The organism is Rhodovibrio sodomensis, from assembly GCF_016583645.1.
GTDB lineage: Bacteria > Pseudomonadota > Alphaproteobacteria > Kiloniellales > Rhodovibrionaceae > Rhodovibrio > Rhodovibrio sodomensis.
The window spans coordinates 25,136-47,249 of record NZ_NRRL01000010.1; the positions used below are offsets into that span (position 1 = coordinate 25,136).

Consider the following 22,114-nt stretch of genomic DNA (forward strand, 5'->3'; position numbering starts at 1 on the left):
CCGTCACCCGTCGTCGAAGTCGAAGCCGGTTTGCCGCCGGTCGGTCTTGGTCCGGGCGTGGCCGCCACCTGAACGTCCATGACCGGCGTTGCGCACGCCCGACTTGCGGCTGCCGTGCTTCTCCTGGATCCGGTCGGCCTGCCGCCTGGCCTCCGGGGTCGCGCGCATCCGGCCCATCTTCTGCCGGGCCGCACGGGCGGCGGTCTGGTGGTCGACGATCCGCTCGGGGTACGCGTCGCCGAGCAGGGTGTGCGCGTTCGGCCAGGTCCAGGGTTCGTGGATGTACGCGTCCGGCACCTGGGCCAGTTCGGGTACCCAGGCGCGCACGAATGCCCCCTCCGGATCCTGGTCGTAGCCCTGCTTGACCGGATTGTAGATCCGGGTGGTGTTGATGCCGGTCGTGCCCGCCTGCATCTGGCTCTGCGACCAGTGGATGCCGGCCTCGTAATCGGTGAAATAGCGCGCGAGCACCAGCCCGCTCTGCTGCCAGTGCAGCCACAGGTGATAGCAGGCGACCGCCTGCAGCATCGCGCGCATCCGGAAGTTCAGCCAGCCGGTCGCGATCAGGGCGCGCAGGCAGGCGTCGACGAACGGGAAGCCGGTCTCGCCCTTGGCCCAGGCGCGCAGCCGCGGGTCGGACGGATCGTCGCTGCGGTCGAGCACGTCGGCCGCCGGGTGCAGGTTGCGCCACTCGATCTCGGGCGCGTCCTCCAGCTTCTGCATGAAGTGGCAGTGCCAGTGCAGCCGCCCCTCGAACGAATTCAGCGAGCCGCGCCAGGGCGGCTCGGCTTCCCGGTGCGCGGCCCAGGCGGCCTGCGCGGCCTCGCGCATCGACAGCGTGCCGAAGGCGAAGTGCGGCGACAGGCGGGAGCAGGCGTCGAACGCGGTCACCGGGCTGGACATCTCGCGCCGGTAGTCCCGCCCGCGCTCGGTCAGGAAACTCTCCAGCAGGCCGGTCGCCGCGGCGCGTCCCCCGGGCTGCCGGTTCGGGCACGGATCGGCGGCCAGGCCGAGGTCGTCGGCGGTCGGAATCGGGCCCTCCTCGAGCCCGTCGATCGGCGCCAGCGCGTTGGGCGGCCGGCTGGCCGGCTGCGCCATGAAGCGGCCCCATTCGCGCGCCCAGCCGTTCCGGGTCTTGAGCCCGCGGATCACGCCGTGCTGCCGCCGCTCGGTCCAGGGTAGGCCGTGCGTACGCGCCCATCGGCGTACGCGTACGTCGCGCTGATAGCTCGCCCAGTTGCCGGTCTCCTGGTGCGACCACAGGCCGGCCAGGGTGTACGTGCGGCGCAGCTGTTCCAGCACCTCGACAGCGTCGCCGACGCGCACCACCAGCGGCTGGCCGCGCGCCGCCAGGGTGTTGCGCAGCTCCCCAAGGCTTTCGGCCGCGAAGGCCCACTGCCGCCGGCTGGCATCGGCCGCCGTCCAAAGCCCGGGGTCGACGATGTAAAGCGGTAGCACCGGCCCGTGCGCCGCGGCCTCGGCGAGCGGCGCGTGGTCGTCGGCGCGCAGGTCGCGCTTGAACCAGACGATCTGCAGGGGATAGGCCGATCTTGTCGCCATCGCGCGCCCAGCCGCGGCCTGGTCAGGCGGTGTGCTGCGCGCGCGCGGCGAGCCAGCGGCTGATCTTGTGCCGGCGCGGGGCGAACCAGGCGTAGCCGCGCTCCAGCATGCCCAGCGCGGGCCGCGTGCCGGCGACCGGCGCCACCGCGTTGAACCCGGGCAGGCGGCGCCAGATCGCCACGAACGCCTCCGCCCCGGTCACGATCGTGCCGTCGGCCTCGCGGGCGTGAATCCGGTCCAGCGCCTCTTTCTGCGTGACCGCGTCGCAGGCGAGATCGCCCAGGTCCTGGCTGACGTCGTGCCAGCGGATCGCGCGCTTGCGGTCGAGGCGCTGGTAGAACTTGACTTCGCGCGTGCACAGCGGGCACTGCCCGTCGTAGTACACGGTGAGCGGCTGGCCGGTCGGGTGTTTCATGGCCCTTGAACTAGAGCAAAATCGATGAAGGTCGAGTCGACCTTCATCTTGCTCTGGGGCGCTTGGGCCGCCGGTCAAACGCGTGCTACAGCGCTCGCATCGCAAGCGGCGGACCGGCCGCCAGGGACCGGCCGCCAAGCACCGGCCGCCAGGGACCGGCCGCCACCGACAGGCAGCCAGGGAGAGGTCGAGCATGAGCGGACAGCTGCGCATCGGGGTCGCCGGCTGCAAGGGCCGGATGGGCCGGACCATCGTCGACGCGGTGGCGGCGGCGGAAGGCGCCCAGCTCGCGGGCGGCAGCGCCCGGCCGGACGATTCCTGGGTCGGCCAGGACCTGGGCACGCTGACCGGCCACGGCCCGCTGGACGCGCCGGTCGTGGACGATCCGGTGGCGCTGGTGCAGCGCGCCGACGCGGTGATCGACTTCACCACCCCCGAGCTCACGGTCAAGCACGCCGAGCTCGCCGCGCAGGCCGGGATCACGCTGGTGATCGGCACCACCGGGCTGAGCGACCAGCAGCAGGCGGCGATCCGGCGCGCCGCCCGGCACATCCCGGTCGTGCAGGCGCCCAACATGAGCCTGGGCGTCAACCTGCTGCTCAACCTGGTGCAGCAGGTGGCGGCCGCGCTCGACCCGAATTTCGACATCGAGATCACCGAGATGCACCACCGGCACAAGAAGGACGCCCCGTCGGGCACGGCGCTGGCGCTCGGCCGGGCGGCGGCGGACGGGCGCAAGGTGGTGCTGGATCAGGTGGCCGATCGCGGCCGCGACGGCGATACCGGCGAACGGGCGCCCGGCAGCATCGGCTTCGCGGCGCTGCGCGGCGGCGATGTCGCGGGCGAGCATACCGTGATCTTCGCCGGCGCCGGGGAGCGGATCGAGCTCAGCCACAAGGCCTCCAGCCGCGGCATCTTCGGCCAGGGCGCGGTCAAGGCCGCGCTCTGGGCCAGGGCGCAGGATCCGGGCTTGTATTCGATGCAGGACGTGCTGGGGATCGGCTAGAGCAAGATGCTGAAAGGTGCAGCCACCTTTCGGCATCTTGCTCTCTCTTCAAGCCGTTAGAGCAAAATTCACGATCAGGGTCGACCCGACCGTCATCGATTTTGCTCTAGCAGCTCAGGCGGGCCCACTGGGCGCGGTGCCGCCGTGCGGCCGGGTCCAGCTGGTCGAACACCGTTGCGCCCGGCTTGGCTGCGGCGGGCTCGGCGCAGACGCCGGACAGGATCCGGTCGATCGTCACCCCGTCGTCGGCGAGCGGCAGCAGCAGCCGGTGCACCGCGGTGGTCGGCCGGGACGGCGGGACGACGCTATGGTAGTGCGGCTGCGCGTGGTCGAGCACGTTGCGGTAGGGCTCCAGCAGGATGTCGGTGGCATGCGGCGGGGCGATCTCGTCCAGGAAGCGGCCGGTCGAATCGTACCCGTCGATCTCGACGATCCGGGTGCCCACCAGGTCGACCCGCAGCCGGCCGTGCGGCGGCACCAAGCGGATGATCGCCAGGTTGCCCATCCAGCGTTTGAGGTCCGCGGGCGTGAACTCCCGGCGCGCCGGCAGCCGCGCGCCGCCGGTCTGTTGCCAGAGGGTGAACAGCGCCTGCAGCTCCGCATGATCCAAGTGCATGAACAGGCCCAACCCCGTCGGATATGACAATTGTCCGCGACAACCGGCGCAGACCGACTACAGCGCGCGCCTTTAAAATCGCCTAATTTCCCCGGTTTTGCGATGACGTTATTGGCGCAAAGCTGGGGCGCGATACAACCAAAACGCCGGGCACCCGACTTGCGCCGACAACAGCCGACAGCGGAATCTTGGTCCCGAGCCCGCTTGTCCTGGTCTGATGACGGTCTCGCAGGCGCAGGTTTAAAAATCGGCGACGGTTCAGGCGGTCTTGATTGCCTAGTCTTGGCCGTACGTTCGAATAGAGCCAAAAACCCACGCCGGATAGGGAGCGCACCTGCCGGTATATTTCCCTAGGAGACGACTATAACGGTGCTAACGAACGTTTCGTCCATTGTTCCGGCGCCCATTTCGACGTGCGCACGACCGCCGACGCGGCGGGCGCGACCTGCCTGGAAGCGTGCCTAGAACATCGTCTCCAGGACGCGGTCCGGCGGGGTATGACCGTCGACGAAGGTCTTGCAATTGATGATCACCTTCTCGCCCATGGCGATCCGGCCCTCGATCGTCGCCGAGCCCATGTGCGGCAGCAGCACCACGTTGTCCAGCTTGAGCAGCTTGGGGTTCACCGCCGGCTCGTTCTCGAACACGTCGAGCCCGGCGCCGGCCAGCTCGCCGCGCTCCAGCATGCGGGTCATGGCGTTCTCGTCGATCACCTCGCCGCGCGAGGTGTTGACGATCGTGGCGTGCGACTGCAGCAGCTTCAGCCGGCGCGCGTTCAAGAGGTGGAAGGTCGCCGGGGTGTGCGGGCAGTTGATCGAGACCAGGTCCATCCGGGCGAGCATCTGGTCCAGGCTGTCCCAGTAGGTCGCCTCCAGTTCGTCCTCGATCTCCTCGGCGACCGGACGGCGGTTGTGGTAGTGCACCGACAGCCCGAAGCCGCGCGCCCGGCGCGCCACCGCCTGGCCGATCCGGCCCATGCCGACGATGCCCAGGCGCTTGCCCCACAGCCGGTTGCCCAGCATGTGGGTCGGGCTCCAGCCGCCCCAGTCGCCGGAGCGCACCAGGCGCTCGCCCTCGACCAGCCGGCGCGACACCGCCAGGATCAGCGCCATCGTCATGTCGGCGGTGTCCTCGGTCAGCACGCCCGGCGTGTTGGTGACCGTGATGCCGCGCTGGCGCGCCGTCTTCAGATCGATGTGGTCGACGCCGGTCCCGAATGAGGCGATCAGCCGCAGGTTCTCGCCCGCCTGGGCCAGCACGGCCGAGTCCACCCGGTCGGTCACCGTGGGCACCAGGACGTCGGCGTGGCGCACCGCCTCGATCAGCTTGTTCTGGCTCATCGGGCGGTCGTCGGTGTTCAGCCGCGCGTCGAACAGCTCCATCATCCGCGTCTCGATGACGTCGGGCAGACGGCGTGTGACGACGACGACCGGCTTTTTCTTTTGCGGCATCAACCTCTCCCGACTGGCGGGCAAACGCGGGCGCTCGAATGGGGCGTGTCCGGGGCTGCCATAGCAGCCCGGTCCGGGGTTGTCCAGCAGCCCCCAGGCGCGCCCGACCCGCGCGCCCGACGCGCGCTTGACCGGGCCGCCGCGGCCCGGCTAAAGCGCTGGCGCCGAGGTCCGTCGCGCCGGAAAATCCCGATGCCGCACTCCCGCCGATCCGCCGTCCTGTCGACCGTCCTGCTGGTGCTGGCGGGCGGCCTCGCCGCGCCCCTGCCCACGGGCCCGGACGGCGTGCAATCGGTCGCGTCCGCCCAGGCGCAGGCGGGCCCGCGCGGCCGGGTCACCGGGCTGGCGATCCCACGCTTCGTGTCGCTGCGCCCGGACGAGGTCAACCTGCGTACCGGCCCGGGCCGGCGCTACCCGATCGAGTGGGTCTACAAGCGCGCCGGCATGCCGGTGGAGGTGATCGGGGAATACGGCATCTGGCGGCAGATCCGCGACTGGCAGGGCGATACCGGCTGGGTCCACCAGGTGATGCTGCAGGCCGACCGCACCGCCCGGGTCGTGGGCGACGGCCCGCGCCCGCTGCTCGCCGAGCCGGCGCCCGACGCCGCCACGGTCGCGCTGCTGCAGCCGGGCGTGATCGCGCAGCTGGAAAGCTGCGAAAGCCGCTGGTGCCGCCTGACCGCCGGCGGCTACACCGGCTGGATCCGCCGCGACGCGTTCTACGGCGTGTATCCGGGGGAAACGGTCGACGAGTAGAGGCAATTGTGCCCCTACGCCACGCGCCCTTGACCCCTCTCCTCCGCTGGGAGGAGGGGGATCACTCAGGCACCGTCCGCCCGCTACTCGTCGTCGAGCGTATCCAGGGTGCGGCGGAAGCGGTTGACGTGGCTTTTCTCGGCCTTGGCGAGCGCCTCGAACCAGCGGGCGATCTCCTCGAAGCCTTCCGCGCGCGCGATCCGGGCCATCTCCGGGTACATCGCGTCCGACTCGCGCGCCTCGCCCGCGATCGCCGCTTTCAGGTTGGACGCGGTATCGCCGAACGGCTCGCCGCTCTCCGGATCGCCCGCGTCCTCCAGGAACTGCAGCGTGCCGTGGGCGTGGCTGGTCTCGGATTCGGCCGTCGCCCGGAACACCTGGGCGACGTCGTTGTAGCCTTCCTTGTCGGCGTGCTGGGCGAAGTACAGGTAGCGCCGGTTGACCTGACTCTCGTGCGCGAACGCGGCCTTCAGGTTGGCCTCGGTCTGCGAGCCCTTGAGCTTGCTCATTGTTCTGGGAGCTTGCTCATTGTTCTGGGAGCTTGCTCATGACCGTGGCAACTCGCTCATCGCGGCATGATGCCGGCGCGACGCCGGAAGCGGCGGGCACGCGTCGGGACCGGCACGCGCTAGGTGGTGCGCTTGACCCGGACGATCACGTCGACCCGGTCGACGCTGGTTCCCTCGGGCGCGTCCGGCAGCTCGGCCAGACGCACCTGCTCGCCCGGGATATCCTGCAGCGAGCCGTCGTCCTGGTAATAGAAGTGATGATGGTCGTGGATGTTGGTGTCGAAGTACGACCGGCCGGGTTCGACGATCACCTCGCGCAGCAGGCCGACGCCGGTGAACTGGTTGAGGGTGTTGTACACCGTCGCCAGCGACACCGGCAGGTCGGCGTCCTTGGCTTCCTTGTGCAGCTGCTCTGCCGTGACGTGCTTGTCCTGGCCGTCGAACAGCAGCCGGGCGAGCGAGATCCGCTGGCGCGTCGGACGCAGACCGGCGCGCTTGACGCGCTCCGCCAGTTCGCGGTCGGTGCCGCTGGGCTGCGCGGCCGCGCCGTTGGGGCGATGTGCGGTCGTGGTCACCGGTCCAAAGGTCCTTCGCGCCTGAATGCTGCTGGACGATCCGTCCCGCGGGCATGCCCGCGGGACGGGCACGCGCTTATCGCGACAGATGGCCCATGCCTGCCATCCTTTCCATATAATGCCAAGGAGATGCGGCAAAAAGGCCCGGCCCGCGCGTCATCCCGTTGCGCCCAATCGCCGCCCCGCCCGCGCCCTTCCGGCGGGCAACTGCGCTCGCGCGCGCTTGCCCGCCCGGATGCGATGGTGTAGGCGGATATTGTCGCCGGGCGGTCACGTGTTAACGTGCGGCCCGGTCAGGCGTGGGCGGTTGGTCGACGGACGGTCGGTCGTCCCGGCACGCGGTCTCACCCGGGCAGGGTCCACGCGGGGGCACGCCTCCAGAGCGAAACCGTCGCCCGCCGATGGGGGACCGGGCGCACCGGGAGCCGGCCGCGGTGCGTCCGGCGCGCACGCTTTCACCACAACCCGACCCCGCGGCGACGGCGCCAAGGGCCGCCGCGTCCAGAGTACCCGCGCGCCGACGGCGCGGTCCGCGGCCCGCCGCACCCGGCGGTGGCGCGCTGGTAACTGGGCACCGCGGTCGGGACGTTCAAAGACAACCCCCGGGGGCGGATAGCTACGTGAACGAGCGGAAGACCAGTTACGGCTACGAGGACCTGCTCAGCTGCGGCCACGGCGAGCTGTTCGGGCCCGGCAACGCGCGCCTTCCCCTGCCGCCGATGCTGATGTTCGACCGGATCGACCGGATCAGCGAGGACGGCGGCAGCCACGGCAAGGGCGAGGTCGTCGCCAGCCTGGACGTCAAGCCGGATCTGTGGTTCTTCGGCTGTCACTTCGAAAGCGATCCGGTGATGCCGGGGGCGCTCGGCCTGGACGCGATGTGGCAGCTGGTCGGGTTCTTCCTCGGCTGGATCGGCGCGCCCGGACGCGGCCGCGCGCTCGGCGTCGGCGAAGTCAAGATGTCCGACCAGGTGCTGCCCTCGGCCAGGCAGGTGGTCTACCGCCTCAACCTGAAGCGTGTGATCCGGCGCAAGCTGGTGCTGGGCATCGCCGACGGCACCATGGAAGTCGACGGCAACACGGCCTACGACGCCAAGGACCTGCGCGTCGGCCTGTTCACGCAGCCCGAAACCCAGGCACAAGGCGCTTGAGCGCCGGCCCCGCGCCGGTTCGGCCCGCCTTGCGCGGAACCGCGATACCGCAGATCGTCACGGTCCCGAGCAATCCGATCACGGAGCATCGATGCGACGCGTAGTAGTCACCGGGCTGGGCGTGGTCTCCAGCATCGGCAACAACAAGCACGAGGTCACGGAGTCGCTGAAGGCGGGCCAACCCGGCATCACCTTTGCCGAGGAATACGCCGAGCGCGGCTTCAAGAGCCAGATCCACGGCTCGATCAAGATCGACCTCGAGCAGCACGTCGACCGCAAGCTGCGCCGCTTCATGGGCGACGGGGCGGCCTACAACTACGTCGCCATGAACGAGGCGATCGCCGACGCCGGCCTGGACTCGGGCGACGTGTCGAACCCGCGCACCGGCCTGATCATGGGCTCCGGCGGGCCGTCCACCTCGAACCAGGTGCAGGCGGCCGACATCGCGCGCGAGCGGGGGGTGCGCCGGATCGGCCCCTACATGGTGCCGCGCTGCATGTCGTCGACCAACTCCGCCAACCTGGCGACGGCGTTCCGGATCAAGGGGATGAGCTACTCGATCTCGTCCGCCTGCTCGACCAGCGCGCACTGCATCGGCTCGGCCTACGAGCAGATCCAGCTGGGCAAGCAGGACGTCATGTTCGCCGGCGGCGGCGAGGAGCTGCACTGGACCCTGTCGATGCTGTTCGACGCCATGGGCGCGCTGTCGACGCATTACAACGACACGCCGGAATCCGCCTCCCGCCCCTACGACAAGAACCGCGACGGGTTCGTGATCTCCGGCGGCGGCGGCGTATTGGTGCTGGAAGAGCTGGAGCATGCGCGCGCCCGCGGCGCCCGGATCTACGGCGAGGTGATCGGCTACGGCGCGACGAGCGACGGCGACGACATGGTCGCGCCGTCGGGCGAAGGCGCGGTGCGCTGCATGCAGCTGGCCCTGCACGGCCTGGGCAACAGCAAGGTCGACTACATCAACGCCCACGGCACCTCGACGGTCGCCGGCGACGTCACCGAGCTGCGCGCGATCCGCGAGGTGTTCGGCGGGGAGGTGCCGGCGATCTCCTCCACCAAGGCCCTGACCGGGCACGCCCAGGGAGCCTCGGGCGTGCAGGAGGCGATCTATTCGCTGCTGATGCTCGACAGCGACTTCATGGCCCCGTCGATCAACATCGAGACGCTGGATCCCGAGGCCGAGGGCATGCCGATCCTGACCGAGCGGAAAGACAACGCGGGCCTGACCTGCGTGGTGTCGAACAGCTTCGGGTTCGGCGGAACCAACTGCTCGCTGGCGTTCCGCCGGTTCGAGGCGTAGCGGCCGCCGGCCGGCCGGCGCGCCCGCACCGGAGGCGTGCCCGGGACCCGGGCGCCGTTGCCCCAGGGCGCGCGTGCGGTGCGCCCGGCCGTCGCGCCGGGCGGCAAGCCCGCCGGCAAGCGACCAAGAAGACCCCGCGCCGCCGGCGGCATCCGACGGGCGGGCCGAAAGGCACAGGAAGGACGAACCAGGATATGACGTCGCAGGGCGGAGTTCTGGCCGGCAAGCGCGGCCTGATCATGGGGGTGGCGAACGAGAAGTCGATCGCCTGGGGGATCGCCAAGGCCGCCGCCGCCCAGGGCGCGGAACTCGCCTTCACCTATCAGGCTGATTCCTTCGCCAAGCGCGTCCGCCCGCTGGCCGAGCAGGTCGGCAGCGACCTGCTGGTCCGCTGCGACGTCTCCGACGACGCCGACCTCGACCGCGCCTTCCGCGAGATCGGCGAGCATTGGGACGGCCTGGACTTCGTCGTCCACGCCATCGCCTACTCCGACAAGACCCAGCTGAAGGGCCGCTACCTCGACACCACGCGGCAGAACTTCCGCCACACCCTGTCGATCTCGGCCTATTCCTTCACCGCCGTGGCGCAGCGCGCGCAGCCGCTGATGCGCGCGGGCGGCAGCCTGTTGACCCTGACCTACCTGGGGGCCGAGCGGGTGGCGCCGAACTACAACGTGATGGGCGTCGCCAAGGCCGCGCTCGAGGCCAGCGTCCGCTACATGGCGGCCGATCTGGGTCCCCAGGGCATCCGGGTGAACGCGCTTTCCGCCGGGCCGATGCGCACGCTCGCCGGGTCCGCGATCGCCGACGCGCGCTTCACCTTTCGCTGGTCGGCCGAGCAGGCGCCGCTGCATCGCAACATCGACCTCGAGGAGGTCGGTCAGTCCGCCCTCTACCTGCTGAGCGATCTGTCGGAGGGCGTGACCGGCGAGGTGCACCACGTCGACGGCGGCTACCACGCGATCGCCATGCCGCACCCCGACCGGGTGAACACCAAGAAAGAGTAGGTTCGGTTCCATCGCGCGGGTTCGCGCGGCCCCCGCCGGACGGCATGTGTGCAGGCCGTGGCGCGATGGGCGAGTGCCGCTCGCGGCGTAGAGCGACCCGACCGGCTATCGCGCCTTAAAGCCCGTGCTCGCGGAAGAAGCCGGTCGGCATCAGGTCGGGGCGGTCGGTGATGATGGCGTGCGCGCCCCAGCCGCGCAGGCGGGCGGCGCGTGCGCCGTCGTTGACCGTGTAGACCGCGACCGCCCAGCCGGCGTCGGCCGTCTCCCGCACGTCGGCCGGGCGCAGCCGGTCGGCGGCCAGGTGCAGGGACACGCAGTCGAGCTCGGCCAGCAGCGCGCGCCAGCGCCGCGGCCGGGCCTGCGCGATCAGCCCGCGCGGCAGGTCCGGGGCCGCCGTGCGGGCCACCGTCAGGCAGTCGCGCTGGAACGACGAGATCAGCGGCCGCGCCCGGTCCGCGGGCCAGACCTCCCGCACCGTGGCGACGGCGGCGCGCGCGGTCTCCTGCGCCGCGCCGGGGGCCGGCTTGATCTCCAGGTTCGGCCTCAGGTCGAGCCGGAGCATCTCCCGCAGCGCGTCCGCCAGGGTTGGAATGCGCGTCCCCGCGAACTCGGGCCCGAAGTGGGCCCCGGCGTCGAGCTCGGCCAGCTGCGGCGCGGTCCAGCGGTCCAGCCGGCCGTCCACGCCCTCGATTCGCTGCAGGCTGACATCGTGGTGCAGCATGGGCGTGCCGCAGGCGGCCAGCATCACGTCGACCTCGACCCAGCGGCAGCCCGCATCGGCGGCGGCCCGCAGGCCGGGCAGGGTGTTTTCCGGCGCCAGGCCGGCGGCGCCCCGGTGGCCGATCACGGGCGGCAGGGCGATCCGCGGCGCGGGCCCGGAGCCGGCGTCGGCGGGGGCGTCGGCCGGGGCTTCGGGGGGCATGTCGCTCACCGGGCTCAGCCGTCGACGTGCTGGCGGATCATTTCGGCGATCCGCGGCGCGCCGGCGGAATGCGCCACGTGGTCGAGGTGGCGGCCGTCCGGCCCCATCAGGAAGACGTAGGACTGGTGCTGCATCAGGTAGGCCCCGTGGTCCATCGAGGCGTGGTCGGACATCGGCATGCCGGTGCCGCCGTTCTGCTGAGCCTGCCGCGCCGCGGCGACCTTTTCCGGGTCCACCTTCTTGTACGACACGTGGTAGGCCTCGGCCGCCTGCTCGATCGCCGCCGCGTCGCCGGTCAGGCCGATCAGCCGCGGGTGGAAATTGTCGACGTAGTCGCGCATCCGGGCCACGTCGTCGCGCGCCGGATCGATCGTAATGAACACCGGCGTGACCCGCTCGACCTTGTCCGGCTGCTGCTCGCCCACGACGTCGAGCGCCTGCGAGATGTTCTGCAGCGTCATCGGGCAGACGTTGGGGCAGTGGGTGTAGCCGAAGAACACCAGGGAATAGCCGCCGCGCAGGTCCTGCGCGGTCACCGTCTCGCCCTGCGTGTTGGTCAGCTCGAACGGGCCGCCGATCGCCCGGCTCGCGGTCGCGCCGCCGGCTGTTCCGGTCCGTCCGGATCCGTCGTCCAGCCAGACCTGCCAGGTCACCGCGGCGATCAGGGCGACGCTGGCCAGCGCGCTCAGGCTGGCGGTGATCCGTGCGATCTTCGAGTGCGGCCAGATGCCAGTCATCGTGGGTGACGCCTTCTTTCGCTGTGCATGCCTTGTGGGCAGGAGATAAGCCAGCCGGCGGCCGAACGGAAGTGCCGCGACGCCGCGCCGCCCGGGCGCGGCTCGGCGCGCGCTGGAGCGGATCGCGCGTGCCGGCGTTGACCGGGCGTGCGGGCCGGGGCACCGTCGCGTCCGTTATGACCACGCCGCTCGGCGCGTACGGCGCCAACGATCCCCTGTTCCTGCTGCTGGCCGCGCTGATCGTGGAGGCCTACGTCGGCGACGTGATCGCGCGGCTGCCGCGGGTGCCGCATCCGCGTGCGCTGCTGGCGCGCCTGACCGCCCGGTTGGAGCGCCGGCTGAACCGGCCGCAGCGGGGCCGGCAGGCGCTGGTGCTGCGCGGCCTGACGGTCGTGCTGGCGCTCGCCCTGGCGGCGGCGGCGATCGGCTGGGGGTTGGCGGCCCTCTCCCGGGTCTACCCGTTCGCCTGGGTGGTCGAACTGTTCCTGCTGGTCGCGCTGATCGGGCAGCACGGCGCGTTGCGCGGGTTGAAAGCCGTCGCGGATGCGCTCGCGGCCGGCGGCGCCGAGCGCACGCGCGCCGCGCTGCGCCCGATGGCGGGCGAGCGGCTGACCCCGGAACAGCTGGAGGGACTGGATCTGCGCGGCCTGTCGATCGCGGCGCTCGACGGCGGTGCGCGCCGGTCGGTCTCCGCCGCGTTCGCGCCGGTGCTGTTCTACGTCCTGCTGGGCTTGCCGGGGCTGATGGCGCAGCAGGCGATCTGGGTGGTCGCGTGCGTGGTCGCGAACGGCAACAAGCCGGGCGGACAGGGGCTGGGCGTCGGCCGGGAAGGCGACTTCGCGCTGGCCGCCGTCACGCTGGACGCGGCGCTTGTCTGGGTGCCGGACAAGGTCGCCGGCCTGCTGTTCGCGCTCGCCGCCGCGTTCGTGCCGGGGGCGCACCCCCTGACCGCGCTCAAGCGCCTCAGCAAGGCGCACGCCTGGTCGGTCGGCGCGCTGGGCGGTGCCCTGCGCCTGACCGGGCGCAAGGACGGCACGCTGAGCCGCGTCGGCGCGCCGGAGGCGACCCAGCTCAAGCGTGCGGCGATGCTGCTGGGGGTGGCGCTGCTGATCCAGGGCGGGCTGGTCGCCGTGCTGGTGCTGCTGCGCCAGGCGACTTGAGCGACCGTTGCCGCCGTCTCAGGGCCGCGGCGCCGTGCGCCCGGGATCGGCGGCCAGCGGCGGGCGATGGGTCAGCAACAAGGCGAACAGGCGGCGCAATTCGCCGCGGACCTGTCCGGCCGTCTCCCCGCGGACGCTGGCGATCTGCTGCAGGTCATGGCCCTGAAGCAGGGTCCGCAGCAACGCGCGATCCCGCTGTGAGATCGCGAAGGCTGTCTGGTCGACCATGACCCTGGCAAATCCCCCGTGAAGTGTCGCCGGTGCGCGGCCGCCCCGGGCTGCCGCCGGCGGGCGGTCGCGCGCGTCGGCGGCGTCAACGGCGCCGGACATTAACACCATATCGGTTCTGGCCAGCGATTTCTTGCCGAGATATGGGTGAAATTTCCGTGAAGTGCCGACCGGGCGCCGCGACTACCTCACAAGAGGTATCGCGGGGGTCAATCGAATACGCCTAAAATCCGGCGCGTTGAAACCTGGACGGGAACTGCGCGGGGCAATGACCGTTCCGGGTTACGCCAGCGGGGGGGATTTATGGCGGGGTATCGGATCGACGATGCCGGACGGCGGCTGGGCCGTGCGGACGTCACCACGGAGTCGCACCTGCACGCCCCAGGGCCCGGGTCCGGGCCGTGCCTGGCGATCATGGCGATCGCCAAGGACTTTCAGGACCTGATCCGGGCTGAGTGTCCGCATTGCCGCACCGGCGGCGGCGGCTGTCTGGTCGAATTGATGCGCACGGCCGCGCACGATTAGCCCGCGCTGCCCGAACGCCGCGCTGCGCGAAAGCCGGGTCGGTTTAACTGGGAACGCCGGTTCGACCGGGCGGCATCGTGCCCGAGGGCCGCGGCTGCGGCCGCTCCGTCCTGCGCCGGCGCGTCAGGCCCGCGGGACGTGATTGACCAGCGCCACCCGCCAGGCGGGCGGCGTCCCGTCCGGGCTTTCGGCGGGCGGGGCGATGTGGTCGATCCGGGTGAGCGCGCAGTTGTCGACGACGAACGACAGCGCCCGCTCCGGGTCCAGCAACAGCGCCCGGGCGAGGGCCGCGCGGATCGTGCCGCCGTGGGTCACCGCGACCACGTCCTGCCCGGCGTAGTCGCGCGACAGGCGCTCGACCGCCACGCCCACCCGGTCGATCAGGTCGGCGAAGCTCTCGCCGCCCGGCGGTGCCTCGTGCGCGGGGGCGAGCCAGAAGCGGTTCCATTGCTCGCCGCGTTCCGCGACCAGCTCGTCGCGGTGCCGGCCCTGCCAGTCGCCGAACGACTGCTCGGCCAGCTCGGGCTGTGGGCACAGGTCGGGCGCGGGGTCCGGCCGGCGGGCCAGGATCGCCTCGGCCGTGCGGGTCGTGCGGCTCAGGTTCGAGGTCACCCAGACCGCCTCGCGCGGCAGCAGCGCGGCCAGCCCGTCGTAGATCGGCGTGTCCGAGGTGTCGCAGTCCATGTCCATCTGGCCGTAGACGCGCCCCTGGGCACCGGTGACCGGCGCGTGGCGGATCCACCACCAGCGTGTGATCGCCGACATCGGATCGGCTCTCCCTGTTACTCAGAAGATCTCGACGAATGGGGGGCCGGCCGGGGCCAGCAGGCTGGCGGCGGCCAGCAAGACGGCCGTCTCCACCGTCTGTTCCACCGCGCCCAGTACGTCGCCGGTATAGCCGCGCACCTGCCGGGCCGCAAGCCGGGCCACCAGCGCCGTCAGCGCGGCGGCCAGGACGAGCGCGGCCGTGCCCGTGCGCGGCCCCAGCGTCAGCCACGCCAGCAGCGCGCCCAGCGCCAGCGCCGTGGCCGCGGCCGACCGGGTCGGCCGGCCGGCGCCGTGGCCAAGCCCGTCCGCCCGGGCGGGCTGGAGCGCCCGCATCACCGGCAGCATCGCCGCGCGGCCCAGGGCGTGCGCCCCGATCAGCGCCAGCGCCCCGCCCGGCAGCGCGGCCAGCGTCGCCAGCGCGCCGGCGCGCAGCAGCAGCGAACAGGCGATCGCCGCCACGCCGTAGCTGCCGACGTAGCTGTCGCGCATGATCGCGAGCTTCCGGGCGGCGTCCTGTCCGCCGCCGAAGCCGTCGGCCACGTCGGCCAGCCCGTCTTCGTGCAGCCCGCCGGTGATCGCGAAGGTCGCGGCGAGCGCCAGCCCCGCGGCGGCCAGCGGCGGCACGCCAAGCGCGACCGCCAGGGCGAGGGTGGCCGCCCCGGCCGCGCCGACCAGCGCCCCCACCAGCGGCGCGCAGCGGAGCGCGCGGGCAAGCGCGGCCATGCCGTCCGGCTCGCCGGGCGCGGCGTCGGGCCAGCGGATCGGCAGCCGGGTCAGAAAGACGCAGGCCCGCGCCATGTCCTGACGCCAGGCGCGCCAGCTGCCCGCGCGGGACGGGGAAGCATCCCAGGCCAAGGTCGGAACTCCGTGGGCGTGTCGGGAGTGGCTGCCGCCGGTCCGGGGCGAAACGCCGTTTGCCCGGGCCGGCTGCGCGCGGTTATAGGACAGCCGCCCCCCGCGCGAAAGCGCACCGATCCATGGAACGAGCCGCGAAAGCGCGCCGATCCACGGAACGAGCGGCGAAAGCGCGCCGACTGACTGAAAGAGCCGCGCACGCGCGCGGCTGCCCGACCCGCGGCCCGTCCCAACCCCCGCGTCCCAACCCCCGCGTCCCAACCAAGGAGCGATTTGCAGCCATGGCAGGTAGCAACGGCGACGACCGGACCCCCCAGAACGGCGCCGGCGGCGGCGCGCAGGAAGCCCCGGCGAGCTTCGACGAGATCCGCCAGCTGCTGGGCGAGCTGCCGGGTCCGGACCTGGCGAGCCGCTCGGCCGCGGCGACGCGCCAGCAGCAGCTGACCAAGCCGCGCGGCTCGCTCGGCCGGCTGGAGGAGCTGGCGGAGTGGCTGGCCGCCTGGCAGGGCGCGCATCCGCCGCGCCTGAACCGGCCGCGCGTGGCGGTGTTCGCCGGCAACCACGGCGTGGCGGCGCGCGGCGTCTCCGCCTACCCGGCGGAGGTGACGCAGCAGATGGTGCAGAACTTCATCGACGGCGGGGCGGCGATCAACCAGCTGTGCGCCAACTGCGATGCCGACCTGCGGGTTTACGAACTGGCGCTCGACCAGCCGACGGCCGACTTCTGCCAGGGCCCGGCGATGAGCGAGGACGAGTGCGCGCGCGCCATGGCCTACGGCATGCTGGCGGTCGAGGAAGGCTTCGACGTGATGGCGCTGGGCGAGATGGGGATCGCCAACACCACCAGCGCCGCGGCGATCTGCTGTGCCCTGTTCGGCGGCACGCCGGCCGACTGGATCGGGCCCGGCAGCGGCGTCGACCAGGCCGGCCTGAGCCACAAGGCGGAGGTCGTCGGCCAGGCGCTGGCGGTCCACCAAGGCCAGCTGGACGATCCGCTGGAGGTGCTGCGCCGCCTGGGCGGGCTGGAACTGGCGGCGATCGCCGGCGCGATCCTGGCCTGCCGGCTGGCGCGGACGCCGGTGCTGCTGGACGGCTTCACCTGCACCGCCGCGGCGGCGGTGTTGTACCGCCTGGACCGGCACGCGCTGGATCACTGCGTGGTCGCCCACGTCTCCGCCGAGCCGGGGCACCGCCGGCTGCTGCAGGCGATCGAGAAGCGCGCGCTGGTCGATCTGGACATGCGCCTGGGCGAGGCGTCGGGCGCGGCGCTGGCGATCCCGCTGCTGCAGGCGGCGGTCAGCTGCCACACCGGCATGGCGACCTTCGACGAAGCCGGCGTGTCGACGCCCGACTAGGGCTGGGCTTTCCAGGGGCCCTTCTGGAGCGTTGCACGCCAACGGGGCGGACTGCGAAACTCCCCGGCGGTCAATTCCCCGCGGTCAGTCTCAGGGAGCCTGCAAGATGCAAGCGGTCGTGCACGCCGTGATCCACCGCGGGGCCGTGCGGCCCGGCAACGAGGACACGCTGGCGGTCGGCGACTGGATCGCCGGCAACGATGTCGAGCGGCCCAAGCGCTTCACCCACGACCTCAGCGCGCCGCTGTCGGTGATCGTCGCCGACGGCATGGGCGGCCACGCCGCCGGCGACGTGGCAAGCCGTTACGTGACCGAAACGATCCAGCAGGGCGCGGATCGGATCGCCGACGCACAGGCCGCGGGCGACCTGCTGATCCACGCCAACCGGCGGCTGTACGAGGCGATGGAAGACGGCATCGGTGCGCCCGCCATGGGCACCACCGTGGCCGGCGTGATCCTGCGCCAGGGCGCGGCCGTGCAGTTCAACGTCGGCGACAGCCGGATCTACCGGATGGACCCGGGGGCGCGCATGCTGACCCAGCTGTCGGTCGACGACACGCCGGGCCCGAAGCTCGACAACGGCCGGACCGCCCGCGACACCACCCCGGTGGTCAGTCAGTCGCTGGGCGGGCAGCCGAGCTACACGGCGATCCAGCCGCACGCCGAGGACGACGCGCCGCCGGTCGCGGGCACCTGCTATCTGCTGTGCACCGACGGTCTGACCGACCTGCTGGAGGTCGGCGAGATCGGCGAGATCCTGGCGCGCGCGGACGGCGACGACGGCGACTTCCGGGCGGTCGACCGGCTGTTCCAGGCGGCGCTCGACCGCGGCGGCAAGGACAACGTGACGATCGCCCTGATCCGCTGCACCGGCTAGAGCGAAATGCCTGAGGGCCGAATCGGCGTTCGGGCTGCGTTTCGCGCTCACGTCCTGCCGTCGGCGAGAACAGGGTGCCGGTGGCGACGGGCCGGCTAAGGCTTTGGCACCCCGGTCTGTGGTCGCACGGCTACGTCCCCGTCGACGGCGACGCGGCCGCTCGGCCGCGGCGGTCTTGCAGGCGTATCACAGCTTTTTGTCGAAGCTTGTCCGCGGCGCTATCGTGCGCGTGTCAGGCTGTCTGCCGACGGGTTCTCCCGGTCGCCGGCCGATCAGCTCATTCAATCCGTGCGAAAAAGGCGTCCAGGTGGCCGCGCGCAAAGCCAGACAGACCCCGCCGAGCCCGCGCCGCCTGGCCGTCCAGGTGGCGGGTCAGTTCCTGGCCGGCGGGCTGGTCATGGTCGCTGGACTGGCTGGGCTCGCGAGGGCCGCGGGCGTGCGCTGGCATGCCGGCGCGCTGCCGGAGGATGCGCGCAACGCGATCTTCGTCGGCGTCGGCGCGGTCGTGGTGCTGTTGCTGGTCTGGCGCCAGCTCCGGCGCGACTGGCCGGACGCCGTTTCCGCCGCCGACGCTGGGCGCGCCCCGACGCGCGACTATCTGACCGGCCTGCCCGACCGCGAAGGGCTGCGCGCGGCGCTCGACACCCGGCTCGCGGCCGAGCGTGGGATCGGCCAGGCCGCGCTGGTCCTGCTGGAGCTGCGCGGCCTGTCGGTCGTCAACGACACCCGCGGGCTGGCCGTGGGCGACGCGCTCCTGGGCGAGATCGCGGAGCGGCTGAACACCGCCTTCGGGCCCGATTCCGACCAAGCCGGCGTGGTCGCCCGGCTGAGCGGCGACGAGTTCGCCCTGCTGCTCGACGCGCCGGCCGGCACCGATCCCGCGGAAGCCGGGCTGCGCGCCGCACAGCGCGCCGTCGCCAAGGTCGACCAGCCGGTCGTGGTGCCCGGGCACACGCTGCACGTCGCCGGGCGCGCCGGGGTCGCGGTCGGGGATCCGGAGATCGACGGCCCCGGGCCCTGGCTGCAGCGCGCCGACCTGGCGCTCAGCCACGCGCGCTCCGACAGCACCGATCCGGTCTGTCTGTTCGAGCCGGTGTTCGCGGAGAGCGCGCGGGTACAGGCGCAGCTGGAATCCGAGCTGCGCGCGGCGATCGAGCAGAAGCAGTTCGAGCTGCACTACCAGGCGAAGGTGGACCTCGCCGACGGCCGGATCGTCGGGGCCGAGGCCCTGGTCCGCTGGCGCCATCCGGCGTTCGGCTTGCAGATGCCGGGCCGGTTCATCGAGATCGCCGAGCGCAGCGGTCTGATGGTGCCGATCGGCGGCTGGGTTCTGCGCAGCGCGCTGAAGGCGGCCGCGGGCTGGCCGGATGTCGGCGGCGCGCGGCCGCACGTGGCGGTGAACGTCTCCGCGGTGCAGCTCGCCGATCCGTACTTCGAGAGTTACCTGGATGCGGCCCTGGCCGACAGCGGCATCGACCACGAGCGGGTGATCCTGGAGATGACCGAGAGCATGCTGCAGCTGGACAGCCAAGCCCTGGTCGACCGCCTGAAGGGGCTGCGCGCGCGCGGGCTGGGCCTGTCGATCGACGACTTCGGCACCGGCTATTCCGCGCTCGCCTACCTGAAGCGCTATCCGGTGAGCGAATTGAAGGTCGACCGGGCGTTCGTCACCACCCTGCCGGACGACCCGTACGACCATGCCCTGGTCGGCGCGATCCTGCAGCTGGCGGCCGCGCTCGACCTGCCGGTCACGGCGGAGGGCGTGGAGACGCCGGCACAGGCGGGGGCGCTCGCGCGGATCGGCTGCACCCGGGCGCAGGGCTACCGCTACGCCATGCCGCTGCCCGCGCCCGACTTCGCCTGGCTGCTGCACCACCATCCCCGTCTGCCGGTGCCCGAGCAAGCCTCCAAGGCGCGCGCGGCGAGCCCCTGAGCGGACTGGACAGCCGTGGTTCGCGGTGTGTAGATCGCCCGCCAGATCTCCACGTTCGCGTTGCAAGCGCAGGGCCTCATGACCGACCGCGTCGATCCAACCAGCGGCGAGCCGCCGCGCGGCGGAGCGGACAAGCGTCCGACCGGTATTCCGGGCTTCGACCAGTTGAGCCGGGGCGGTCTGCCCGCCGGCGCGGCGACCCTGCTGCTGGGCGGGCCCGGCGCCGGCAAGACGGTGTTCGCCCTGCAGACCGTGGTCCACGCCGCCGGCACCGGTGGCAGCCCGGCGATCTTCGTCGCGTTCGAGGAGGCGCCCGAGGCGATCAAGGCCAACGTCGCCGGCTTCGACTGGGCGGCCGGCGACGCCGCGTTCGAGCGCGTGCACTTCCTGGACGGGCGCGGTCCGCTGCAAGCCGCGACCACCGGCAACTTCGATCTGTCCGGCCTGCTGGCCCAGCTGGGCGAACTGGTCCGCCGGCAGGCGGCGGGCTGGATCGTGCTGGACGGGCTGGACAACCTGCTCGACCTGTTGCCCGCGGAGACCGACCGGCGCCGCGAGATCTACCGGATCGCCGCGTTCGTCGCCGAGACCGGCGTGCCCGCCCTGTTCACCGGCAAGCTGCGGGGCGGCGACGGCGAGGCCTCGAGCAGCTACGACGCGATGCAGTTCGCCGTGCAGGCGGTGGTGCGCCTGAGCGGCCGCCTGACCAACGGCGTGTTCGGCCGCACCCTGCGGATCGTCAAATACCGCGGCAGCGATCACGACAACATCGAAACCCCGTTCGTGATCGACGGCGGCGGCATCGCGGTGGCCTATCACGGCGACGGCACGCCGCGGCACAAGCTGAGCAGCGACCGCCTGCCGACCGGGGTCGCGGGCCTGGACCGGGTGCTCGACGGCGGCTACCAGCGCGGCTACGCGGTGCTGGTGTCGGGCGCGCCCGGTACCGCCAAGACCACGCTGGGCGCCTGCTTCCTGTCCGCCGGGGCGGACCGCGGCGAGACCGGCCTCTTGGTCGCGCTCGACGAGACGCCCGAGCAGATCGCGGCCAACGCCGGCGGGATCGGCCTGAACCTGCGCCAGCACATCGCCGACGGACGGGTCCGGACGCTCGCGATGCGCTCCGCCTCGCTCGCCCCGGAAGCGTTCTTCCTGGCGCTCGAACGCGCGGTGCGTGCGCACGCGCCGAGCATGGTGGTGGTCGACCCGATCTCCGCGGTGATGGAACAGCGCCACCAGCGCGGGCCGTTCGACGCGGCGGCGCGGCTGGTCGACTTCTGCAAGGCGCGCGGGGTCACGCTGCTCACCACCACGCTGGCGGAGGGCGTGGACGAGGCGGACACCCGGTCGCGGGTCTCCACCCTCGCGGACGCCTGGATCGCGCTGTCGTATCAGGTGACGATGGGCGAGCGGAACCGCGCCCTGTCGGTGGTCAAGGCCCGCGGCATCGGCCATTCCAACCAGGTCCGCGAACTGGTGATCGGCGCCGATGGCGTGCAGCTGGCGGAGGTCTACGCCGGCGGCGGCGAGGTGCTGATGGGCGCGGCGCGGGTCGCCCAGCAGGCGCAGGACGAGCTGGACGAGACCGAGCGCGCGCTGGCGACCGAGCGCCGGCGGCGCGACCTGGAGCAGACGATCGCCGAGGCGCAATCCAAGCGCGCGGCGCTGGATGCCGCGCTGCAATCCGCCGAGCGCGAGCTGGAGCTGACCGACCGGGCGGACCGCAAGCGCCGCGAATTGGACGCGGACAAGGCGGGCCGGATCCGCCGGCGCCGCGAAGGGGGCGAGACATGAACGCCAGCACCGAACGCCGTGCCCAGGCGCAGGTCGACAGCCTGACCGTGTTCATCGCCGGCGACGCGCCCAGTTCGCGCCAGGCGATGGCCCACCTGACCGGCGTGCTGGATTCGATCGGCATTCCGCCGGAGCGCCTGCAGGTGGTCGACGTGCTGACCGACCCGGGCGCGGCGCTGGACGCCGGCGCGCTGGTAACCCCGTCGCTGCAGATCAAGCGCGGCGAGCGCGCCCGCTGGTTCCTGGGCGACCTGACCGACCAGCGCGACCTGCTGGCGTTCCTGAGCTGACGATCGCGCGTCCGCGTCGACGGCAACCGAGACGGCCCCCGGCAGCTCTGCCGGGGGCCGAATCGTTTCGGGGCCGGAACGCGGCGGTTTCCGGCCGGCTCAGCCGGATTCCTCCGGACTGGCGCGGGCGCGCCGGCGGCCGGCAGGATGCCCACGAAATAGCCCAGGAACGACCCGACCAGCATGGTCGGGACGCTGGACTTCAGCGCCTTGAACGACCGGCCGAAGCGCTTCATCGACATCTTCACCCTCGGAAGACCAGCGAAGCTGGGCATCGAAGGATCGCAGACGGGTATGGCAGCCGCCGTGCGA

General features: G+C 72.1%; 23 protein-coding genes. 12 read left to right on the plus strand and 11 right to left on the minus strand.

Features of this window, described 5'->3' with window-relative positions:
• Positions 1-3 precede the first annotated feature (3 nt).
• Together CKO28_RS06520 and CKO28_RS06525 are read right to left on the minus strand one after the other, a co-directional pair.
• A complete protein-coding gene (locus CKO28_RS06520) occupies positions 4-1,560 on the minus strand; it encodes an FAD-binding domain-containing protein (RefSeq protein WP_200339821.1) in 1,557 nt (518 codons plus the stop codon).
• A gap of 22 nt (positions 1,561-1,582) precedes the next feature.
• Positions 1,583-1,975, minus strand: coding sequence for a thiol-disulfide oxidoreductase DCC family protein (locus CKO28_RS06525; RefSeq protein ID WP_200339822.1), 393 nt, complete (start codon positions 1,973-1,975; stop codon positions 1,583-1,585).
• A 205-nt stretch (positions 1,976-2,180) separates the two neighbouring features.
• On the opposite strand from CKO28_RS06525, the gene dapB reads away from it, so the two are divergent.
• Positions 2,181-2,981: a 4-hydroxy-tetrahydrodipicolinate reductase gene (dapB, locus tag CKO28_RS06530; RefSeq protein WP_200339871.1), complete on the plus strand. Its 801-nt coding sequence runs from the start codon at positions 2,181-2,183 to the stop codon at positions 2,979-2,981.
• Positions 2,982-3,087: 106 nt separating this feature from the next.
• Here the strand turns inward: dapB and CKO28_RS06535 are convergent, their stop codons facing one another.
• Both CKO28_RS06535 and CKO28_RS06540 read right to left on the minus strand, forming a co-directional pair.
• Positions 3,088-3,597: a PAS domain-containing protein gene (locus CKO28_RS06535; protein WP_200339823.1), complete on the minus strand. Its 510-nt coding sequence runs from the start codon at positions 3,595-3,597 to the stop codon at positions 3,088-3,090.
• A 461-nt stretch (positions 3,598-4,058) separates the two neighbouring features.
• Positions 4,059-5,048: a 2-hydroxyacid dehydrogenase gene (locus CKO28_RS06540; protein ID WP_200339824.1), complete on the minus strand. Its 990-nt coding sequence runs from the start codon at positions 5,046-5,048 to the stop codon at positions 4,059-4,061.
• A 192-nt stretch (positions 5,049-5,240) separates the two neighbouring features.
• Between CKO28_RS06540 and CKO28_RS06545 the strand changes: the two genes are divergently transcribed.
• Positions 5,241-5,804, plus strand: a complete 564-nt coding sequence (locus tag CKO28_RS06545) for an SH3 domain-containing protein (RefSeq protein ID WP_200339825.1) — start codon at positions 5,241-5,243, stop codon at positions 5,802-5,804.
• An 83-nt stretch (positions 5,805-5,887) separates the two neighbouring features.
• On the opposite strand, the gene CKO28_RS06550 is transcribed toward CKO28_RS06545, so the two are convergent.
• Complete coding sequence (locus tag CKO28_RS06550; RefSeq protein WP_200339826.1) at positions 5,888-6,313, minus strand: rubrerythrin family protein; 426 nt, start codon at positions 6,311-6,313, stop codon at positions 5,888-5,890.
• 119 nt (positions 6,314-6,432) lie between these two features.
• The gene (irrA, locus tag CKO28_RS06555) at positions 6,433-6,825 is read right to left on the minus strand and encodes an iron response transcriptional regulator IrrA (RefSeq protein WP_207168756.1); all 393 of its coding nucleotides are present in this window, start codon (positions 6,823-6,825) and stop codon (positions 6,433-6,435) included.
• 683 nt (positions 6,826-7,508) lie between these two features.
• On the opposite strand from irrA, the gene fabA reads away from it, so the two are divergent.
• The 3 genes from fabA to CKO28_RS06570 all read left to right on the plus strand — a co-directional run bounded on the left by fabA (position 7,509) and on the right by CKO28_RS06570 (position 10,358).
• Positions 7,509-8,039, plus strand: coding sequence for a 3-hydroxyacyl-[acyl-carrier-protein] dehydratase FabA (gene fabA, locus CKO28_RS06560; protein ID WP_338050062.1), 531 nt, complete (start codon positions 7,509-7,511; stop codon positions 8,037-8,039).
• Between the two features lie 91 nt (positions 8,040-8,130).
• Complete coding sequence (gene fabB, locus CKO28_RS06565; RefSeq protein ID WP_200339829.1) at positions 8,131-9,351, plus strand: beta-ketoacyl-ACP synthase I; 1,221 nt, start codon at positions 8,131-8,133, stop codon at positions 9,349-9,351.
• A gap of 194 nt (positions 9,352-9,545) precedes the next feature.
• A complete protein-coding gene (locus CKO28_RS06570; protein WP_200339830.1) occupies positions 9,546-10,358 on the plus strand; it encodes an enoyl-ACP reductase FabI in 813 nt (270 codons plus the stop codon).
• 115 nt (positions 10,359-10,473) lie between these two features.
• Here the strand turns inward: CKO28_RS06570 and CKO28_RS06575 are convergent, their stop codons facing one another.
• Both CKO28_RS06575 and CKO28_RS06580 read right to left on the minus strand, forming a co-directional pair.
• On the minus strand, positions 10,474-11,280 hold the full coding sequence (locus CKO28_RS06575; RefSeq protein ID WP_207168754.1) for a glycerophosphodiester phosphodiesterase family protein: 807 nt from the start codon (positions 11,278-11,280) through the stop codon (positions 10,474-10,476).
• A 14-nt stretch (positions 11,281-11,294) separates the two neighbouring features.
• Positions 11,295-12,017 carry an SCO family protein gene (locus CKO28_RS06580; RefSeq protein ID WP_200339832.1) on the minus strand — a complete coding sequence of 241 codons (723 nt, stop codon included), beginning with the start codon at positions 12,015-12,017 and terminating at the stop codon, positions 11,295-11,297.
• 128 nt (positions 12,018-12,145) lie between these two features.
• On the opposite strand from CKO28_RS06580, the gene CKO28_RS06585 reads away from it, so the two are divergent.
• Positions 12,146-13,177, plus strand: a complete 1,032-nt coding sequence (locus CKO28_RS06585) for a cobalamin biosynthesis protein (protein WP_200339833.1) — start codon at positions 12,146-12,148, stop codon at positions 13,175-13,177.
• An 18-nt stretch (positions 13,178-13,195) separates the two neighbouring features.
• On the opposite strand, the gene CKO28_RS06590 is transcribed toward CKO28_RS06585, so the two are convergent.
• Positions 13,196-13,405 (minus strand): hypothetical protein, encoded by a 210-nt coding sequence (locus CKO28_RS06590; RefSeq protein WP_200339834.1) that lies wholly within the window; start codon positions 13,403-13,405, stop codon positions 13,196-13,198.
• A gap of 303 nt (positions 13,406-13,708) precedes the next feature.
• On the opposite strand from CKO28_RS06590, the gene CKO28_RS06595 reads away from it, so the two are divergent.
• The gene (locus CKO28_RS06595) at positions 13,709-13,930 is read left to right on the plus strand and encodes a hypothetical protein (RefSeq protein WP_200339835.1); all 222 of its coding nucleotides are present in this window, start codon (positions 13,709-13,711) and stop codon (positions 13,928-13,930) included.
• 123 nt (positions 13,931-14,053) lie between these two features.
• Here CKO28_RS06595 and CKO28_RS06600 read toward each other — a convergent pair whose 3' ends face one another.
• Entirely contained in the window at positions 14,054-14,695 is a 642-nt protein-coding gene (locus CKO28_RS06600; protein WP_200339836.1) for a histidine phosphatase family protein, read from the minus strand.
• A 21-nt stretch (positions 14,696-14,716) separates the two neighbouring features.
• Positions 14,717-15,553: an adenosylcobinamide-GDP ribazoletransferase gene (gene cobS, locus CKO28_RS06605; RefSeq protein ID WP_242480379.1), complete on the minus strand. Its 837-nt coding sequence runs from the start codon at positions 15,551-15,553 to the stop codon at positions 14,717-14,719.
• Positions 15,554-15,834: 281 nt separating this feature from the next.
• On the opposite strand from cobS, the gene cobT reads away from it, so the two are divergent.
• The 5 genes from cobT to CKO28_RS06630 all read left to right on the plus strand — a co-directional run bounded on the left by cobT (position 15,835) and on the right by CKO28_RS06630 (position 21,802).
• Positions 15,835-16,908 carry a nicotinate-nucleotide--dimethylbenzimidazole phosphoribosyltransferase gene (gene cobT, locus CKO28_RS06610; protein WP_200339837.1) on the plus strand — a complete coding sequence of 358 codons (1,074 nt, stop codon included), beginning with the start codon at positions 15,835-15,837 and terminating at the stop codon, positions 16,906-16,908.
• A 106-nt stretch (positions 16,909-17,014) separates the two neighbouring features.
• Complete coding sequence (locus CKO28_RS06615; RefSeq protein ID WP_200339838.1) at positions 17,015-17,785, plus strand: PP2C family protein-serine/threonine phosphatase; 771 nt, start codon at positions 17,015-17,017, stop codon at positions 17,783-17,785.
• 307 nt (positions 17,786-18,092) lie between these two features.
• Positions 18,093-19,718 (plus strand): EAL domain-containing protein, encoded by a 1,626-nt coding sequence (locus tag CKO28_RS06620; RefSeq protein ID WP_200339839.1) that lies wholly within the window; start codon positions 18,093-18,095, stop codon positions 19,716-19,718.
• Positions 19,719-19,796: 78 nt separating this feature from the next.
• On the plus strand, positions 19,797-21,512 hold the full coding sequence (locus CKO28_RS06625; RefSeq protein ID WP_200339840.1) for a DUF7125 family protein: 1,716 nt from the start codon (positions 19,797-19,799) through the stop codon (positions 21,510-21,512).
• On the plus strand, positions 21,509-21,802 hold the full coding sequence (locus CKO28_RS06630) for a thioredoxin domain-containing protein (RefSeq protein WP_200339841.1): 294 nt from the start codon (positions 21,509-21,511) through the stop codon (positions 21,800-21,802). Before CKO28_RS06625 ends, CKO28_RS06630 begins: the two co-directional genes overlap by 4 nt.
• Positions 21,803-22,114 lie beyond the last annotated feature (312 nt).